This is a genomic window from Pseudomonas sp. 28 E 9 (assembly GCF_900004785.1).
GTDB lineage: Bacteria > Pseudomonadota > Gammaproteobacteria > Pseudomonadales > Pseudomonadaceae > Aquipseudomonas > Aquipseudomonas orientalis_A.
Window position 1 is genome coordinate 446,381 of sequence record NZ_CVTK01000040.1, and the last position, 18,542, is coordinate 464,922.

15 protein-coding genes are annotated in these 18,542 nt (G+C 62.0%); 8 read left to right on the forward strand and 7 right to left on the reverse strand.

Going from position 1 to position 18,542, the window contains the following annotated elements; all coding sequences use genetic code 11:
• Nucleotides 1–7: 7 nt before the first annotated feature.
• On the reverse strand, nucleotides 8–202 hold the full coding sequence (locus BFQ00_RS09585; protein WP_005788056.1) for a hypothetical protein: 195 nt from the start codon (nucleotides 200–202) through the stop codon (nucleotides 8–10).
• 397 nt (nucleotides 203–599) lie between these two features.
• Here BFQ00_RS09585 and BFQ00_RS09590 point away from each other — a divergent pair, with 397 nt between their 5' ends.
• Nucleotides 600–5,411 carry a membrane-targeted effector domain-containing toxin gene (locus tag BFQ00_RS09590; protein WP_256536148.1) on the forward strand — a complete coding sequence of 1,604 codons (4,812 nt, stop codon included), beginning with the start codon at nucleotides 600–602 and terminating at the stop codon, nucleotides 5,409–5,411.
• Nucleotides 5,412–5,466: 55 nt separating this feature from the next.
• Here BFQ00_RS09590 and BFQ00_RS09595 read toward each other — a convergent pair whose 3' ends face one another.
• The 5 genes from BFQ00_RS09595 to BFQ00_RS09615 are packed head-to-tail and all read right to left on the reverse strand — an operon-like array spanning nucleotide 5,467 to nucleotide 9,883.
• Entirely contained in the window at nucleotides 5,467–6,237 is a 771-nt protein-coding gene (locus tag BFQ00_RS09595) for an ABC transporter permease (protein WP_065933319.1), read from the reverse strand.
• Complete coding sequence (locus tag BFQ00_RS09600; RefSeq protein ID WP_065933320.1) at nucleotides 6,234–7,433, reverse strand: ABC transporter substrate-binding protein; 1,200 nt, start codon at nucleotides 7,431–7,433, stop codon at nucleotides 6,234–6,236. The genes BFQ00_RS09595 and BFQ00_RS09600 overlap by 4 nt, the downstream gene beginning before the upstream one ends.
• Nucleotides 7,420–8,223, reverse strand: coding sequence for an ABC transporter ATP-binding protein (locus BFQ00_RS09605; protein WP_065933321.1), 804 nt, complete (start codon nucleotides 8,221–8,223; stop codon nucleotides 7,420–7,422). The genes BFQ00_RS09600 and BFQ00_RS09605 overlap by 14 nt, the downstream gene beginning before the upstream one ends.
• Nucleotides 8,220–9,281 (reverse strand): acyl-CoA dehydrogenase family protein, encoded by a 1,062-nt coding sequence (locus BFQ00_RS09610; protein ID WP_065933322.1) that lies wholly within the window; start codon nucleotides 9,279–9,281, stop codon nucleotides 8,220–8,222. The genes BFQ00_RS09605 and BFQ00_RS09610 overlap by 4 nt, the downstream gene beginning before the upstream one ends.
• A gap of 41 nt (nucleotides 9,282–9,322) precedes the next feature.
• Nucleotides 9,323–9,883, reverse strand: coding sequence for a carboxymuconolactone decarboxylase family protein (locus BFQ00_RS09615; protein WP_065933323.1), 561 nt, complete (start codon nucleotides 9,881–9,883; stop codon nucleotides 9,323–9,325).
• A gap of 102 nt (nucleotides 9,884–9,985) precedes the next feature.
• On the opposite strand from BFQ00_RS09615, the gene BFQ00_RS09620 reads away from it, so the two are divergent.
• A complete protein-coding gene (locus tag BFQ00_RS09620; protein WP_065933324.1) occupies nucleotides 9,986–10,888 on the forward strand; it encodes an AraC family transcriptional regulator in 903 nt (300 codons plus the stop codon).
• On the opposite strand, the gene BFQ00_RS09625 is transcribed toward BFQ00_RS09620, so the two are convergent.
• Nucleotides 10,885–11,796: a LysR family transcriptional regulator gene (locus tag BFQ00_RS09625; protein WP_065933325.1), complete on the reverse strand. Its 912-nt coding sequence runs from the start codon at nucleotides 11,794–11,796 to the stop codon at nucleotides 10,885–10,887. The two genes, BFQ00_RS09620 and BFQ00_RS09625, sit on opposite strands and share 4 nt — an antisense overlap.
• Before the next feature lie 112 nt (nucleotides 11,797–11,908).
• Here BFQ00_RS09625 and BFQ00_RS09630 point away from each other — a divergent pair, with 112 nt between their 5' ends.
• From BFQ00_RS09630 to BFQ00_RS09655, 6 genes are all read left to right on the forward strand, one after another.
• Nucleotides 11,909–12,904 carry an aldo/keto reductase gene (locus BFQ00_RS09630; RefSeq protein ID WP_065933326.1) on the forward strand — a complete coding sequence of 332 codons (996 nt, stop codon included), beginning with the start codon at nucleotides 11,909–11,911 and terminating at the stop codon, nucleotides 12,902–12,904.
• 132 nt (nucleotides 12,905–13,036) lie between these two features.
• Nucleotides 13,037–15,031, forward strand: a complete 1,995-nt coding sequence (locus BFQ00_RS09635) for a methyl-accepting chemotaxis protein (RefSeq protein ID WP_065893255.1) — start codon at nucleotides 13,037–13,039, stop codon at nucleotides 15,029–15,031.
• Nucleotides 15,032–15,120: 89 nt separating this feature from the next.
• Nucleotides 15,121–15,576, forward strand: a complete 456-nt coding sequence (locus tag BFQ00_RS09640) for an SRPBCC family protein (protein ID WP_065933327.1) — start codon at nucleotides 15,121–15,123, stop codon at nucleotides 15,574–15,576.
• Between the two features lie 253 nt (nucleotides 15,577–15,829).
• The gene (locus tag BFQ00_RS09645) at nucleotides 15,830–16,273 is read left to right on the forward strand and encodes a YqaA family protein (protein ID WP_065933328.1); all 444 of its coding nucleotides are present in this window, start codon (nucleotides 15,830–15,832) and stop codon (nucleotides 16,271–16,273) included.
• A gap of 46 nt (nucleotides 16,274–16,319) precedes the next feature.
• Complete coding sequence (locus BFQ00_RS09650) at nucleotides 16,320–17,321, forward strand: alpha/beta fold hydrolase (RefSeq protein WP_065933402.1); 1,002 nt, start codon at nucleotides 16,320–16,322, stop codon at nucleotides 17,319–17,321.
• A 21-nt stretch (nucleotides 17,322–17,342) separates the two neighbouring features.
• On the forward strand, nucleotides 17,343–18,296 hold the full coding sequence (locus tag BFQ00_RS09655) for a D-2-hydroxyacid dehydrogenase family protein (RefSeq protein ID WP_065933329.1): 954 nt from the start codon (nucleotides 17,343–17,345) through the stop codon (nucleotides 18,294–18,296).
• Nucleotides 18,297–18,542 lie beyond the last annotated feature (246 nt).

Consider the following 18,542-nt stretch of genomic DNA (forward strand, 5'->3'; position numbering starts at 1 on the left):
GCGCTCATCAGAAGTGAGGCTTGACCTTGCGCCGCATGATGCCGTTGATCACCACGACGACAACGGCAATCGCAATGGCCAGGTACTGGAAGGTTTTCTCGCTGATCACGCCAATGTTCTGCAGGTAAGACAGGCCGAACATCGAGGCCAGCACGGCCAGGGCAATCAGAATCGAATATTTCAAGCGTTGCTTTTGGGTCATGACGAGTTCCTGAACCTGAAGAATGTATGCACGTTGTGTCGCTGCGCATGCCGGGAATCTACCCGGTGGCGGGGACGGACTGAGGCCGGCCGAGGCTCATGTTACAGGCGATGAAAAATTTTGGCTCGTCCTACGCCTGACGGCGTTTGAACCCATTGCCTGGACACCTGCGGATACACGATATTCGCCCCCCCTGTACGGAACGTACCTACGCGACAGACCCAACCATACGAAGCCCAACAAGGAAGAATCATTCGCCAAACAACATAGGGAAACTTGGGCCAACGTCACTTGGATTACACAATTGATTTCAGGCCTCGCCAACCTCCGTATACGCCGGGACACCTCCTCCCTGGAAACCACCCCGCCACCTCTGCCGCAGCTTGCGCCACAGCAGGTGCCAGCATTGACGCTTCCTTCCGTGCAAGGGATCACACCCGTCAGCGCGATTCGCTCGGACCTGCTCAGCGGCCTGCAAATAACCGATCAACGCCTGTTGCTCAACCAATACCAGTCACTCAATCAGGATATCCAGGCGCTGTTGCGATGCCAGCCAACGCTCAATAACGTTATCGAGCAACAGCTCGCCCGCAGCTTCGGGGCCAACCCTCCTGTGGAAGCTTCATCACTGTATGTGCATCGCTATCACACCGACGAGCAGGGACAGCGCACGCTGGTCTCGGCGCGAAGCATCACCGAAGCCTTGTTCGATGCGCTGCTAAATCTCAACAACTCGGTTGAACCGCTGTCACCGACACTCCCGGGCGCTGCAGAAGTCGGCTTTTACAGCGCGGTCGAGCCCAGCGAAAGTCACCGGCAGCTAAGCGCCGGCAGCTCGCTGCTGGCCATCGCCCAGGCCATCGAGAACGACCTGCCTGCGAGCTTTACACGGTTCTGGACGCAGCCGCGCCCGGGCGCGGTCAACCCCGAGTCACCCCAGGACCAATTGCTGAATACCCATCGAGAGATGTTGTCGACACTGGCCGCCTTGAGAGTCGAAGACGGCACACTGAGCCCGGTCGCCAAGACCCTGATCGACAAAGCCTTTGAGTACCCGACGCTGGCGGATCGAGAAAGCGCCATGCGCGATGGCGAGCGGCCGGGGGTTTATCCGCTGAGGGTCAATCTGCCAATGCCCGCCGGAACACTGTTGGCCGGCGCATTCATGATCACCCGCCGCGACGGGTCATCAGCGGCACGTCCTTACGACAAACCGGAAACGGACAGGACCTTGACGCCCGCCGAACAACGAGGCCTGACGGTGCTGTACACCCCGCGCGACGGGTATGAAACGTTCGACAGCCCGGGTGAAGCGTTTGATACGCTCGGCCAGCGTCTGCGCTCCGATCCGGAGGCGGCAGAGCAGTTGAAACAGACACTGCCATTGACGCTCCAGCGCAGCCTCGACGGCGATTGGAGCAAGAACCTGAGCAGACAGCTCACGCCAGTCACGACCGACGTCATCGCCACCGGCGTACCGCAATTGCTGCAGCTTCATCAGCACAACCTGACTAACCAGCTGCAAGCGCTGTATGAACCCGAAAACAGCGTGCAACTCGATGATCCATGGCGCGCGCCGCCAGTGATGGCCGGCCTGCAGCAGGCCGCCGACCTGAGCCTGCATTTCGACGGGACCAATGCGCTATGGGCGCGTACTCAATTGCTGCAGGATCGCTTGAGCAAGGTGGACGGTCGCCAGGCACTGGATCGGCAATTGGCGAATCAAGGAAACTGGCAGTACCTGGCGCAGCAACTGAACCAGGCCTATCACTGCCTGTCCGAGCAGGCGCCCGCGCGACAGGTTTCCGCCGCCCTGAAAAAAGCGCCGATGAACATAGCGCCAGACTCGTCCCAGTATCAGGCCTACATCCTCGCGCCCGGAAAACCAGCCACCGTGGAAGCCTTCATCATCGAGAATGGCTTGCCACTGCCCAGGACCAGAAGCGAGTTGCAGTCCCTGGCAGAGGCGGCAGCGTTAAAGGCACGTCAACATCCGTTCCGCAATTTCGTCGGAGGTTTGTCCTGGCCGATCCCACTGGATATCAGTCAGCAACAAACGCTGCGAGCGGCTGCAATCGCGCATGCCAACGCCGGCACGCAATCATCGCAGGCAGGGGCGCAACGCAACGTACTGGCCTATCTGAACAGTAGCCGCCCCCTTTCCCCCGATGTCCTGGAGGATCCGGTCAAGGCGCTGGAAAGCCTGCTCAGCTCCCCTGAGGGCCGGGCGCTGGGCCTGGCCATGCAAACCAGACTGAACGGCATCGCTACCGACTCCAGCATCAATGACTACACACTGGCCGCGCTGCATCTGACGCTGGATCCGGAATCCATTACGTCGCCCCAACGCAACCGGGTAGCCGGGTTCGATCTGGCCCAGGAAAGCCATTGGGGACAACCTCTGTCGAGGGTCACCGAAGGCCTGCGTCAGTGCTTGATCGACGAGGGACGGGCATCACCCGCACTGGCAAAGACAGCCGTTCATCTGCTGTTGATGCGCACCCACCCGCAATACCTGGTCAGGGATATCCCCGATGATGTGCGCCAGGGCACCCAGGCCTGGCGGGACCTTTGCCTGGCAGTCGACGCCATTGGCAGTAGCGCGGCCAACATGACCTACGCCGAGGTGATGATAAAGGCCTGCGCACTGCCGCCCGCTCCGGCCTCCATACAAACAGCGGCGTTGGTGGACTGGGGCGTCAGCAACAATATTCTTGAAGCAAAAGGCGACGCACTGTACAGCCAGGATGAGCTTGATCGGGTGCAGGCAGCCTTCAACAACCAGCGGGAAAAACTCAAGGAAGGCAGTGCCTTGATGGACACGGTCATGCCGGATCGTGCAGCGATGGCAATGGATCTGCTCATCGGCGAGTTCGGAAAGGACGTCGACTTCGATGAGAAAATATTTTCAAGACTCTCCAGCACCGTACCGCCAAAGCCAAGCAAACCGTACTCCATGCGCGAAATCGTGATGGAGCAGATCGTCATGGACGACCGCTGGAGTATCGCAAAAGGCACCCACAGCGTTGACCTGGCTGCCTTCGTCGCCTTCACCCATCGACCACAATCCAATATTAAAACGGCCTTCGACGCGGCGTTTTCCGAAGCGGTCGCCAACTTTAAAAAAATCAAACACCTGAGCGTGATCAATGCTCTCAACAATCTGCCGCCTGAAGACAAGAAGAATCTCAGCTTCGGAAAAATCACCTATTACCTGGAGAAAAGTTACAAGACCAGCCCAGTGCCTTTCATGGGGCCGACTCTATTCCATACCAGCCCCAGGATCCTGGTCACCGCAGAAAATGGCGCAAAGACCTCCAACTATGCGTTCGATACGGAAAAAGGCGTTATCCATAACCTTGGCAGCCGGAAAATACCCCGCGCGCCGGAGCACTTCTCGAACGAAATAACCAAAGAGGAAGAGTTTTTCCCTGATATCAATCGAGAAAAGACCGTTGAAGGCATGAAGACGTTCGTCCGCTACCTGGGGGGCGGCGCGCTGCTGAAGGGGGTCGACCTGGACAGCGTCAAGCGCGACCCACTCGATGGCGAGCGATCCGGCACCGCATCGGCACCGTACATGTTCATCAATCCCCGTACCCACGAACTCGCCGAGTCGATCGTCAAGGCACTGGACCTGGACAACCCAGCCATCCGTAAAGCCGCTGAGGGCGTCACGTCCTCTGAGCGCGCCAACGATCGATTGGTCACCTTGCGTGATGGGTTTCTCGATCTGATTCCCCTGCGCTCGGCCATCGTGAACTTCAATAAGGGCGAATACAGCGACGCCATCGACGACCTCGCCTTTGATGGCTTCGGCTTTCTCACTGCCGGGATGGGGGCTGCCGCAAAAGCGGCGAAAGTGCTGAAGACGACGGCATCGGTCGCGAACAAGGCGCTCAAGGTCACGAAGATCATGGTTGTGCCCATGGTCAAGGAGTTCAATCCGTTCAATGGCGCGAACGAAATACTGATCGGAGCCGGTAAAGTTGCCTTCGAGGCCGCCGGCGCGGTGAAAAGCGGGCTGCGCAGCCTCAAGGGGACGGTGGCGCTCGACGAACTGAACACCGCCAGCAGACGCTTTGACGCAGCCGCAACGGGCAGCTTGAACGTGCGTAACCGCGCCGTGAACGTCAATGCGATACAACACGATGGCCAGTGGTACGCATTTGATGCGAGCACCCAACGCCCCTACGGTGCGCCGTTGGTGGCCTTCGATCCAGTCCATACACTGATGCCGCCATCACCCGATTTCAGCGCGGCAAGGGTACGTCTCAACGCGCACAAGTCAGAACGGGTTCATCCCTACAGGAAGCCGGACCCGGCGACGCTTCCAGCAGGCCAAGTGCCTGGCCCGGCGGTACAGATTACGCGTAAAACCGATCATCTACCGCCGCCGCACATAAAGTATCTCGACTTCATCAAAGGCGCGCCCACCGAAGCGCATTTCTCGCCGACCCGCAGGGGCCCTACCCGGGAGCGCTACGAACTGGAGATGAACAAAAGCCTGGCGGGGCCTCAACTGCCACGCCCTGGACTGCCCGACGTAAAAGCCATTGAACCGATCGCCGACCTGGTCGAAAAGTCCCTGGACATGGCGGATATCGTGGCCTTCGGCGAGAACCATCTCAGTGTGGCTTCATTTCGTGTGCTCATCGAACTGATCCCCGTATTTAAACGAAAAAACGTCAAGGTTATCGGGATGGAGGGCATGGTGTATGACAACAAAATGCGGCTCAAGGACGATGGGATGGGCGTCACGGGCTACAAACAACGCCCCTACGAGCCTGATTTGAATTTGCGCACACTGATCGACACGTTCAAGGCCAACGGCATTGAAGTGGTGCCTCTGGATCACTTCTATCTGACCCGCCATCGACATGAGCGTGATGCCTATAAGGCCCAGAGCAGCGCCGATCGGAATCTGCAACGGCTCAAGGAAATGAACTTCTACGCCGCCCATGAGCTGCTGAGGCACACGCACAAGGGCAAGGTGATTGCCCTGGTGGGTCGTCAGCACATCAACACCACCCAGGGTGTACGTGGCCTGGCCGAAGCCACCGGCGGCATTGGCATTGGTATCTATGAGAGAGCCGGCATGAGGGGAAGCTACGGCACGAAAGCCACAGACGTGCGACCGGGCCCGAACGGCGAGCTGAAAACCCACAATGACATGACGGGAGACCTGCAAATTTTCACGCCCGAGTGACCCGGCAAACCGTCGAGCCGTTGCCTGCACAGCATGCCGGCAACGGCTCGAACCTTCAGTCAGCGTGCACCCAGCGCCGATGCAGCCACCGCGCCAACGCATCCAGCGCGAACCCCAGCAGCCCGATCAGCAGCACCATTGCCATCAACTCCGAATACGCCAGCCGATCACGGGTATCGAGGATGTAATAGCCCAGCCCCGCACTGACCCCCAGCATTTCGCACGGCACCAGCACAATCCACAGAATGCCGATGGCCAGGCGCACTCCGGTCAGCACATGCCCCACCACGCCGGGAATGACCACCCGCCGCAACGTCTCCCAACGCGTGGCGCTCAGGCTCTTGCTCAACTGCAGCCAGCGCGGGTCGAGATGACGCACGCCGGCCGCCGTATTGAGCATGATCGGCCACACTGCGGCAAACGCCAGCAGGAAGTAAATCGGCTGGTCGCCCACCCCCATCAGCATCACCACGATGGGCATCCAGGACAGCGGCGAGATCATGCGCAAAAACTGGAAAGCCGGGGTGGTCGCCGCCTCCAGGTTGCGCGAACTGCCCACCAGCAGCCCCAGCGGCACGCCCACCAGCAGGGCCAGAAACAAGCCGATAAAAATGCGTTTGAGGCTCACGGCAATATGCAGGTACAGCTCGCCGCGCCCCAGCAGTTCCCACAGGCTGCTGAACGTGGCCGCCAGGGAAAAGCGCGAAGACAATCCATCCGCATCGCCAAATACCTTGACGCCCAGCCACCAGAGCACCAGCAACCCCGCCAAGCCACCCAAGCCGAGCAACCAACCCGGCCACGCTACGGTTTTGCCGCTGCTCACACGCCAATCTCCTCGTTGCGCGCATAACCCTCGGGCAAGCCGAAGGTCTTCATGCCGCCGACGGCTTCGATGGCGTTGCGCACGAAACGGTCATCCACCAGGTCCCTGGCGACGAAGGCCGGGTCCAGCTCGGCGAGGAATTTCTTGTCGCCCTCGATCAGGGTGTCTTTCAGGCGGCGTACCAGTTCCTCGGTGTAGCTGGGGAACGGGTAAGGCTGGAAGTCGATGCGGTGCTCGTCCCAGTTGGCGTGACGGATCGCACCATCGGCCAGGTACCCGGCGCGATCGGCGGCGGCAGGCGCCAGCACTTTGCTCAACACCGGTTCGGCATGCGGCGTGTAGCGGTTGGGGCCGTCCTTGGACAACAGCTTCACCGCTTCTTCGCGGTTATCGCGGGTCCAGACCTGGGCCTTGACGATGGCGTTCACCACTTTTTGCGACCACTCCGGGCGCTGGGTCAGGTCATGCTCGTGCATGAACACCACGCAGCAGGCATGGTTGCGCCAGACGTCGCCGGTGAAACGCTGCACGCGACCGACCTTGAGGTTCTCCGCCAGGGCGTTGAACGGCTCGGCGACGATATAACCGTCGATGCGCTTGCTGGCCAATGCCGGCGGCATGTCCGAAGGCGGCAGCACGATCAGGTTGACTTCATTGGCGCCGATCGCGCCGCCCGCCGCACGCGCCACCGGGGTCAGCCCGTTGTCGCGGAACAACTGCTGCACCACCACGTTATGAATCGAATACCAGAACGGAATCGCCACCGACTTGCCGCCCAGTTGCTTCACGTCAGTGATGCCCGGCGCCACGGTCAGGCCCGAACCGCCCACATGGTTCCACGCCACCACCTTGGCCGGCACCTTGCTGCCATAGCGCGCCCATACGGTCATGGGCGACAACAGGTGAATCACGTTGACCTGGCCCGAGATAAACGCTTCGATCACCTGGGCCCAACTGCGCAGCAGCACCGGACGTTCGGCCTGGATACCCTCGGCTTCGAACAGCCCGTTATTGTGGGCGACCAACAGCGGCGTGGCGTCGGTGATCGGCAGATAACCGATGCGTACCGGCGCGTCAGGCTCGCTGGCGGCGCGCGCCTGCAGGCTGCTCAGCAACGGCAAGGCGCCGGCGGCGCTGAGCACCGCAGACAGTTTGAGAAAGTCGCGGCGCGAGTGGGTCAGGTCATCCAGACACATGGTTAGGCTCCAGCAATTCGAGGGGGTTGGGTTGAGGACGGCTCGCCTGCCGTAAGGTTTTAAGAATGTCGATGCGCAGCGCGCCGATAGCTTCGACCTGTTCCTCGCGCGGTTGCGGCAGATCGATTCGCCATTCGCCCAGGGTGCGTGCCGGGCGGTTACCCAGCAGCAGGATACGGTCGGACAACAGCAAGGCCTCATCGATGTCGTGGGTGATCAACACCGCCGCCGAGCCCTGTTCGCAATTGACCTTGAGCAACAGGTGCTGCATGTCCGCGCGGGTTACTTCATCCAGGGCGCCGAAGGGCTCGTCCAGCAGCAATACCTGTGGTTGGCGGGCCAGGCAGCGGGCCAATGCGGTGCGCTGGGCCATGCCGCCGGACAACTGCGCGGGGAACTGGTGACGGGCGTGTTCCAGGCCGACCGCGGCAATCGCGTGGTCGACACGCCGGCGGCGTTCGTCGCTGCTCAACTGCGGTTGGCGGGCGAAATCCAGGCCGAAGGCGACGTTCTTTTCCAGGTTCAGCCAGGGCAGCAGGCTGGGGTCCTGAAACGCCACCGCCACCCGTGGATGCGGGCCGTTCAAAGGCTCACCCAGCACGCGCACGCTACCGCCCTGGGGCGCCTGCAAACCGGCCAGCACCCGCAACAGGCTGGACTTGCCGACCCCGCTCGGGCCAAGGATCGACACCACTTCACCGGGCTGCAGTTGCAGGTCGAAGCCTTGCAGTACCGGGCCGCCGGCATACCCGAGGCACACATCCCGGGCCGTCATCACCGTCGCGCTCATAGGTTGGCCTGGCGTTGCAATTCGGTGCGCAGTTGCACCAGGCTCGGCGTGACGATCGGCACAAACGCCGATTCGCGCCAGCGCCGGGCAAAGCCGCTGCCATGGGCGGTGAGGTAAGCCTTGCCGCCGCTGGCCTGCAACTCCAGTTGCACAGCGCTGGCGGCGGTTTCCGCCAGGGCAATGCGCAGCTTGAACAACGGCACCGGTTCGGCGGCAAACCGCCCGGCCAGCAAACCGTTCTTGAGTTCCGTGACCAGGTGATCGAGGGTCACCCGCAGCGCTTCGAGCTCTTCACGTAACACCGTGCGCGAAGCGCCCAAGTGATGCGCCACCTCCGCCAGGGAGCGCCGCGCCAGCCCGATCGACAGGCCGCATTGCAAGCCCAGGAACGCCGGTCGCACGGCGGGCAGGAACTGACGCGCGTCCTCGTGCAGCAGCCAGTCGCGGCTCAGCTTCACGCCTTCAAGTCCCAGGGCGGCGGTATTGCTCGACTGCAACCCGAGCAACTCCAGGTCGCGGGAGCGCTGCAAGCCGGCCACTGAATCCGGGATCGCCAGGATAAACGGCGCGCCGCCACCGGCGTGCTCGATGGCCGCAGCGGCGACGAAGCCATTTTTGCGCAGGTTGGTCACCCAATGCAGACGACCGTTGAGGCTCCAGCCGTCATCGGTGGGCTCGGCGCTGATCTGCAGCGTCTCGATGCCGGACAGAAACTTCATCGCATTCGAAAGCCCCGTGGCACCGGCCAGCTTGCCGCTGAGCAGGTCCGGCAGCAGTTGCTCACGCAGCCGTGCATTGGGGCTTTGCAGCAGGTATTCGATAAAGGAGCGCTGGCCCCAGCAGACGAACGCCGCCGCCAGGGAATGGCTGGCAATATTGGCGATGGCTTCCACCGCCCCCGCCACGTCGCCGCCCAGGCCGCCGAGGGCTTTGGGCACGCCGACTCGCAACACATTGGCCTCGGCCAGCCGCGGCAGCACTTCCTGTGGATCGCAACTGCCCACGTCCAGGGCCTGCGCTTGAACATCGAGCCAACGGCTCAAGATCGGGTCAAGCATGGGTATTTCTCCTTGATGACAACAGGTGGATCAGCACCGATTCAGCTGGCCGGTTTTTCCCAGCGGTATTGCGCCAGCTCCGGGTTCAACGGCGTACGCGCAAACACGTTGGCAAAATTGCACAATGTGGCCAGGCTGACCCCCAGAATCACTTCCAGCGCCTGCCCGTCGGTATAGCCGGCGGCGCGGAACGCGTCATAGCCGGCATCGCTGACATCGCCACGGGTGGCAATCACTTCACGGGTAAACGCGGCGAGTGTCTCATAGCGGGGCTCGGGTAATTCACCGCGCTGGCGCAGCGCCTCGATCACGTCTTCGGGCAGCTTGGCTTTGTTACGCGCCACGGCGGTATGCCCGGCCACGCAAAAATCGCAACCGTGGCTGGTGGCGGCGATCAATTGCACCACTTCACGCTCCGCCAGGCTCAGGGCCGACTTGGCATTCAGGCCGGACACGGTGATATAGGTTTCCAGTGCCGCCGGCGCATTGGCCAGCACGGCCAGCAGGTTGGGAATGAACCCCGAGCCTTTCAGCGCGTTTTCCAGTAAAGGCTTGGCGGCCTCCGGCGCGGTTTCAGGGGTAAGCAGCGGTACACGGGACATGGAGTGGTCTCCTGATGAGTGAATGACCCCAGTCTGTTGGTTATAAAAAAAGCCCTCAATAGGCTAAAGTAGCGATTACTTGCTCCAGAGTCTTTTCGTTAGATGAATTCGTCCAGTGCACTTGTCGATTGGTTATTAGACAGCCTCGAGCTCAACACCAGCCTGTTTCACGTCGGTCGCTATTGCGGCGACTGGCACGCGAGCACCCATGGCCTGGCCCGGGCGAGTTTTCATCTGATCGTGCAAGGCGAGTGCTGGCTGCATATCGACGGCCAGCCGACTGAACACCTGAACAATGGCGATGCCGTGTTCCTGCTGCGCGACCTCCAATATCGGCTGTCCGGTGCGGACACCGCCACCGGCGCGCAAGAATGCCCGCGCCGTCCGATGCTGCCGCTGGACAGCCATGCCACCGATGGCGTGGGCCTGGTCTGCGGCTTCTTTCATTTCCAGTCCGGGCTGTCGGCGATGATTGTCGACAGCCTGCCCGCCTGGATCATCCTGCGCGCCGGTGACCCGTCGTTGACCGCCGCGCGCAATCTGTTCGCGCTGATCCTGCAGGAATGCGAACGCCTGCCGGCGCCCTCCCAGGCCTTGCTCGAACGCCTGTGCCATCTGCTGTTTCTGTATGTGCTGCGTCAACACGTGCTCGATAACACTGAATTGGGCGGCCTGGCGGCACTCGGTCGGCAACCGGCATTTGCCCGTTTGCTGGAACAGCTGATCGCACGCCCGGCAGAGAACTGGACGCTGGAAAGCATGGCCGCCTGCACCGGGCTGTCACGCTCGGCGTTTTTCAAACGTTTCAATGAGCTGTGCGGGCAGTCACCCGGCCAGGTGCTGTTGATGATGCGCATGCGCCATGCGTGCCAGTTGTTCAAGACGGACCAGACCGTGGCGGATGTCTCGCTGGCGGTAGGTTATCAGTCGGTGGCCGCGTTTACCCGGGCGTTTCATAAAGTCATCGGGCAACAACCGGGGGCCTACCGCCGGGCGCAGGGCTAGCGCTGCAACCCATTGCCTGGCTGCGCGCACAGCGCCACCAGCCAGTCGACAAACACCCTCACCCGCTGGGACAGCTGGCGGTGCGGCGGATACAGCGCAGTCAGTGCCATTTTCGGCACCCCTACCTGCGGCAACACTTCCACCAGCGTGCCCTCGGCCAGCTGCTTCATCGCATGATAATGCGGCGCCTGGATCAGCCCGTAGCCCGCTTCACACGCGGCGAAATACCCGTCGGAACTGTTAACCGCAACCAGTTTCGCCAGGTTGACCGTGCGCAGCTCGGCGCCGAGCTGGAATTCCAGGCCAAAGCGCTTGCCGCTGGCGCTGGAGACATACTCGATCATCTGGTGCCGCGCCAGCTCGTCGAGGCTTGCTGGGACGCCCATGCGTTGCAGATACGCGGGGCTGGCCAGGGTCAACTGGTCCATCATCGCCAGCGGACGCGCCACCAGCGATTCGTCCAGCGCCAGGCCACCGCGCAGTACGCAATCGACCCCCTCGCGAATCAAATCCACCGGACGATCGTTGAGCCCGATATCCAGCTCGATCTGCGGATAAAGCGCGGTGAACGTTGGCAGCGCCGGAATCACGATGAGACGGCCAATGCCCGACGGCATATCAATGCTCAGCTTGCCTCGCGGGTTTTGCCGGTGGGAGGAAAACACCGCCTCGGTTTCCTCAAGATCCGTCAGCAACTGCACGCAACGCTGGTAGTACGCCGCGCCATCCAGGGTCGGGCTGACCTGGCGCGTGGTGCGTTGCAGCAGCTGCACGCCAAGGTGCACCTCCAGTTGCTTGATCAGGATCGTCACCGAAGCGCGCGGCAGTTGCAGGCTGTCCGCCGCCTTGGCGAAACCGCCCAACTCCACGATCCGGGTGAATACGCGCATGGCATTGAAACGGTCCACGGAGAACCCCTGGCAATTGTTTGGATTTTCCAAACAGTGATAGTGCTTTTAGCCGGTTTATCCAGGTTTTGTCGAGCGTGACAATGGACGCTTCATCCACAGGAGCTTCACCATGCGCACTCGTCAACTCGGCCACAACGGCCCACACGTCTCCGCCATCGGCCTCGGCTGCATGGGCATGAGCGATTTCTACACCCCGGGCACCGACAACTCGGAGGCCATTGCCACCCTGCACCGCGCGCTGGAGTTGGGCGTCAACTTTCTCGACACCGCCGACATGTACGGACCCCACACCAATGAACAACTGATCGGCAAGGCCATCGCCGGCAAGCGCGACCAGGTGTTCCTGGCCAGCAAGTTCGGCATCCTGCGCGACCCGGCGAACCCGGCGCTGCGTGGCGTGAACGGGCGCCCCGAGTACGTGCGCACGTCCATCGACGGCACGCTGCAACGCTTGGGCATTGATACCCTGGACCTGTACTACCAGCACCGCATCGACCCCGAGGTGGCCATCGAAGAAACCGTCGGCGCGATGGCCGAGCTGGTGCAACAGGGCAAGGTGCGTTACCTGGGCCTGAGCGAAGCGTCCGCCGCCACGCTGGAACGGGCGCACAAGGTTCACCCCATCAGCGCCCTGCAAAGCGAATATTCATTGTGGAGCCGCGATCAGGAAGACAACGGCTGCCTCGCCGCCTGCCGGCGCCTGGGCATCGCATTCGTGCCTTACAGCCCGCTGGGCCGGGGTTTTCTGGCCGGTGCATTGAAGCGCCCGGAGGATTTCGGCGCCGAGGACTATCGCCGCTTCAACCCGCGTTTCCAGGGCGAGAATTTCGCGAAGAATCTGCAACTGGTCACGCAGGTGCAAACGCTGGCGGCGGATAAAGGCGTGACGACGGGCCAACTGGCGCTGGCCTGGGTGTTGGCGCAAGGCGACTACATCGTGCCGATCCCCGGCACCAAGCAACGTAAATACCTGGAGGAGAATGTGGCCGCCGTGTCGATCAGCCTGACCGCGACCGAACTGGCGGCACTGGCGGCGATCTTTCCGGCGGATGCAACGGCCGGTTTGCGCTACCCCGCGGAGGTGATGGCGATGCTGGAGATCTGACCTGGGGGCGGCGCCCGACGGCGCCGGCACTTTCTTGCACGCACGTACCTAAAGCTGTTGCGGTGTAAGCCGATAGCCCTACGAAGCTCTAATAAAGCCGCGTCGACAATAACGCTTCGTAAGGACGGCCCCATGCCCCCACTGCGCTCCATCCAAGCCCGCTATACCCTGTTTCTGGTGTTGTTCGTTCTGGTGTTATTGGTGTTGACCGTCGTGGGTATCGGCCAGTTGGTCGCGCCCAAGCTGCAATACACCGAAGAACAGGTGGTGCTCAATCGCGTCGCCGAAGTGGCCGAACAGATCCAGGGCGAACTTAACAAGGTTCAGGCCCAGCAACGCACCATTACCCAAACGATCCCTTTGCTTGACAGCGATGCCATCGACAAGGTCCTGCCGGGCCTGGTTGACCAGTACGGCGAGCTGAAAGTGTTCGGCGGCGGTATCTGGCCGCTGCCCAACCAGCGCACCCCCGGCCGTAACAAGCACAGCACGTTCTGGCACCGTGACGCCTCGGGCAAGCTGGCGGTCAACACCTTCTGGAACAGCGACCCCGCACCCAACTATTACGACCAGAGCTGGTACAAGGGCGGCCTCGCCTCACCCCGTGGCCAATGTGCCTGGGCCGCGGCCTACAAGGACGACGCCAGCCAGGAGCCACGCACCAACTGCGCCATGGCGATCCAGCGTGACGGCGCCGCCTATGGCGTGGCGACCATCGACGTGACCCTGGGTTTCTTCAATGACCTGGTGGCCAGCAAGGAAAAAGACATCGGCGGGCAGATGCTGATCGTCGAAGGCGACGGCAAGATCATCAGCAACAGCTCGCGTATCAGCGGCCCGATCGTGCTGAAGAATATCAGCGAGCTGACCGGCACGTCGGCGTTCGCCGCCCAGGTCAGCACCGCCCTCGCCCATCGCGACCAGGCCCTGCAACGCGCCGAGTTCGACAACCAGGGCGTGGCCAGCACCTTTTACATGCGCCCGATCGAGGGTACGCCGTGGTTCCTGGCGACCGCCCTGCCCACTTCGTTGATCACCGCCCAGCGCAATGATGTGCTCGGCACCCTGGCCCTGTTGCAAGTACCGATGGTGATCCTGCTGGTACTGCTGGCGGCGTATGCGATTCGCCAACTGGTCCAGCGCATGAAAGCGCTCAAGGGCAATATCGACGCACTGTCGGCCGGTGATGCCGACCTCACGCGGCGCATCACCATCCGCGCCGAAGACGAACTCGGCGCCATCGGTCACTCGGTGAACCACTTTATCGTCTATCTGCAAAACATGATCGGCGAAGTGACCCAGGCCACCGGCGCCATGGCCTCGGGCCTTGAGCAGTTGCAGCACACCTCGGCGCACACCAACCAGATCCTGTTGCGCCACGCCTCGGAGACGGACCAGACGGTGACTGCCATCACCGAAATGAGCTCCACCGCCGACACCGTCGCGCAAAATGCCGCAGAAACGGCGGCCTTCACCCAGCGCGCCAATGAACACGCCGACCGGTCACGGGTGGTGGTGGGCGAAGCGTCCACCAGCGTCAGCGCCCTGATCGGTGAAGTGGCCAGCGCGACCCACACCGTCGAGAACATGCGCCAGGATGCCGCGCGCATCACCGAAACCCTCGGCGTGATCGGTGCCATCGCCGGCCAGACCAACCTGCTGGCGCTCAACGCCGCAATCGAAGCGGCGCGGGCCGGCGAACAAGGGCGCGGGTTTGCGGTGGTGGCCGATGAGGTGCGCGCCCTGGCCGCACGCACCCAGGCCAGTACCTCGCAGATCAACGAGATGCTGGCGCGCTTGACCACCGGCGTCAGCTCGTCGGTGGCCGCCATGGAAAACACCCAGGCCAGTTGCCAGTCGGCAGCGGATGCCACGGCGCGGGTGAACACCGGGCTCGATGAGATGGCCGGCTCAGTCAGCCATATCAACAACCTCAGCACCCAGATCGCGACGGCCGCCGAGCAACAGAGCGCAGTGACCGAAGAGATCAACCGCAGCATGGTGCAGATCCGACAGATGGTTGAAGAGCTGGTACAAAGCGGTCATGCCACCGAAACCAATACCCAGAGCCTGCTGGAGGCCAATGGCCGGGTGATTGCCTTGATGGGACGCTTCAAAGTGCGTTGATCGAGACCGGAATGCTCCCGTGCAAAGCGCGGGAGTCGGACTATTCTGACAACTCTTGGTTTAACCGTCTCCACACAGGAAGGTGCGCAATGCATGCGACCGAGCAGCCGGTCCGCCTGGAGCGGATCAGTCATGAACGCTTTATTCTGGCGCCGCTCGAGACGGTCTACGACTATGTGACCCAGCCCGACCGCTGGCACGAATGGCACCCCTCCTCCCTCAGCGCCGACACCGGTACCCGTGGCTCACTGCCGGTCGGCACGCGGTTTACCGAAATCATCGACCTGCTGGGCATCCGCGTCCCCATGAGTTACCGCGTGCAAGTCGCCCGGCGCCCCAACGAGTTCAAGACCGTGTTCACCTCACTGGCGGTCGACGGCTGCCTTCATTATGTCCTGCACGCGCAACCGGGCGGCACGCTGTTCAAGCGCGTATTGACCTATGAGACCGAACTGCAACTGGCGGCCTTGCATGAACGCATGATCGAACGCTCGGGCGTTGCGCTGGACCGTCTCAAGCAGCGCCTGGAAACCTTGAGCGGTTGACCGTTCTCTCGCTTAACTGACCCGATTCAGGGAAAATGCCCGACCCAATGCTTTTTTGTAGGAGCGAGCTTGCTCGCGAAAAACTCGCAGGCGCCGCGTTCAATCAGGAAGCACGCGTTATCGTTGACGTTTTTCGCGAGCAAGCTCGCTCCTACAGAGGGCGGTATACGCTTAACTGAACAGCCTTCCGGTCCAATGCCGCGCCTTTCCCGAGACCCACCATGAAATCCCCTGTGCAAAGAGCCCCTGCGCCATGTTGACGGCGTACCTGGGGCTGTTCGTGGCCGCCTTTGGCGCGGCGACATTGCTGCCCTTGCAGTCGGAAGCCGTGCTCGTCGGCCTGTTGCTCAGCGGGCATTACAGTGTGTGGCTGCTATTGGGCATCGCCACGCTGGGCAATGTGCTGGGTTCGCTGGTCAATTGGCTGCTGGGGCGTTCGGCGGAGCGCTTCCAGGGGCGGCGCTGGTTTCCGCTCAGTAAACGGCAACTGGACAAGGCGCGCAGCCACTATGCGCGCTGGGGACATTGGACCCTGCTGCTCAGTTGGGTGCCGATCATTGGCGACCCGCTGACCCTGGTGGCCGGCATCATGCGCGAACCGCTCTGGCGGTTCCTGCTGCTGGTGACCCTGGCCAAGGCGCTGCGCTACGCCGTGCTGGCCGCCATCACCCTGCACTGGCTGTTAATCCCCCGTTAATCTTGCCCAAACAGCATCCGAAACACCTTTCCCGGAGCTTATGACCATGCCTTTGATCCGTGACCTGTGCGTCGCCGGCCTGCTCACGGCCAGCGCCGCTCCAGTATTTGCCGCCACCTACGGCCCTGAACTCGAGGGTTTCCAGTACCCCTACCCGGTTGAGCGCTTCAACTTCGAGTCCCAGGGTAACAGCCTGCAAATGGGCTATATGGATGTTCCGGCCAACGGCAAAGCCAACGGTCGCAGCGTGGTGCTGATGCACGGCAAAAACTTCTGCGGCGCCACCTGGGAGGCATCGATCAAGGCCTTGAGCGACGCCGGTTACCGCGTGATCGCGCCGGACCAGATCGGCTTTTGCACCTCCAGCAAGCCCGAGCATTACCAGTACAGCTTCCAGCAACTGGCGCTCAACACCCACCAGTTGCTGGAAAAGCTCGGGATCCAGAAGGCCACGTTGCTCGGTCACTCCACCGGCGGCATGCTGGCCACGCGCTATGCATTGATGTACCCGGCACAGACCGAGCAGCTCGCCCTGGTCAACCCCATCGGCCTGGAAGACTGGAAAGCCCTGGGCGTCCCCCACCAGAGCGTGGACCAGTGGTATCAACGCGAGCTGAAGCTGAGCGCCGACGGGGTGCGCAAATATGAGCGCGACACCTATTACGCCGGGCGCTGGAAGCCCGAATACGAGCGCTGGGTGGACATGCTCGCCGGCCTGAACCAGGGCCCGGGCCACACTCGGGTGGCCTGGAACTCGGCGTTGATTTACGACATGATCTTCACCCAGCCGGTGTACTACGAGTTCAAGAACGTGCAAGTGCCCACCCTGCTGCTGATCGGCACCAGCGACACCACCGCCATCGGCAAGGACCTGGCGCCGCCGGCGGTCAAGGCGCGGATCGGCAATTATCAAGTGTTGGGCAAACAGGTGGCCAAGCTGATTCCCCATGCAACCCTGGTGGAGTTTCCCGGCCTGGGCCATGCGCCGCAGATGGAAGAACCGGCGCAGTTTCATACCGCGCTGTTGCAGGGTTTGAAGGCCCTTTAACCTTTTTCGGGGTACGCGTGCATGTCGCTACAGATCGCCGTGATTGATGATTGGCAGCAAGTGGCCAATAGTGTGGTGGATTGGTCGGTACTCGAGCCCCTGGGCCAGGTGCACTTTCTCCACGATTACCCCGCCGACACCGCGACCATGGCCGAGCGCCTGCAAGGGTTCGACGTTATTTGCGTCATGCGCGAACGTTCGCCTTTCGACCAGGCCTTGCTGCAGGGCCTGCCCAGGCTCAAGTTGCTGGTGACCGGTGGCATGCGCAACGCCGCCATCGACCTGTGCGCCGCCAAGGCGTTGGGGGTCCGGGTGTGCGGTACCGACAGCTACAAGCAGGCTGCGCCGGAACTGACCTGGGCACTGATCATGACCTCGACGCGCAACCTGCTGGCCGAAGCCAACTCTTTGCGCGCAGGCGGGTGGCAGGTCGGCCTGGGCGGCGACCTGCATGGCAAGACCCTGGGCATCCTGGGGCTGGGCAGCATCGGCCAGAAAGTCGCGCAATTCGCCCAGGTATTCGGCATGCGCGTGATTGCCTGGAGCGAAAACCTCACCCCGCAACGGGCCGCTGAGTCGGGGGTGACCTGGGTCAGCAAGCGCGAGCTGTTCGAACAGGCTGACATTCTCACCATTCACCTGGTCCTCAGCGAACGCAGCCGCGGCCTGGTCGACGCGCAGGCACTGGGCTGGATGAAGCCCGGCGCGCGCCTGGTGAACACGGCACGTGGACCGATTGTGGATGAACAGGCACTGGTGGACGCGCTGAGCAACGGGCGCCTGGCCGGCGCGGCGCTGGACGTATATAGCCAGGAGCCACTGCCCCTCGAGCATCCCTTCCGCTTCCTGCCCAACGTACTGGCCACGCCCCACGTCGGTTACGTCAGCGAGCAAAACTACCGGCAGTTTTACCAGCAGATGATCGAAAATATTCAAGCCTGGGCGAACGGCGCGCCCATTCGGGTGCTGGGCTGACGCACCAATAAAGTGCATGTATTGAATGACAATGCTCAAGTGCACAATGTTGGCATACGCTGTTGATTTGTGTGGAGGGTGCTTGCCCCCGATAGCCATAACTATCTACACAACTCAGCAGCGCCCAACCGTAACCACAATGCGAAGCGAGCCGCTCTTGATCTTGATCTGCTTTTGATCCTAGGCGCCCCGTTAAACCACGCTGGCCGAACGCAGGCTTGAATCCGTGGGCAACCCGGCAGGACG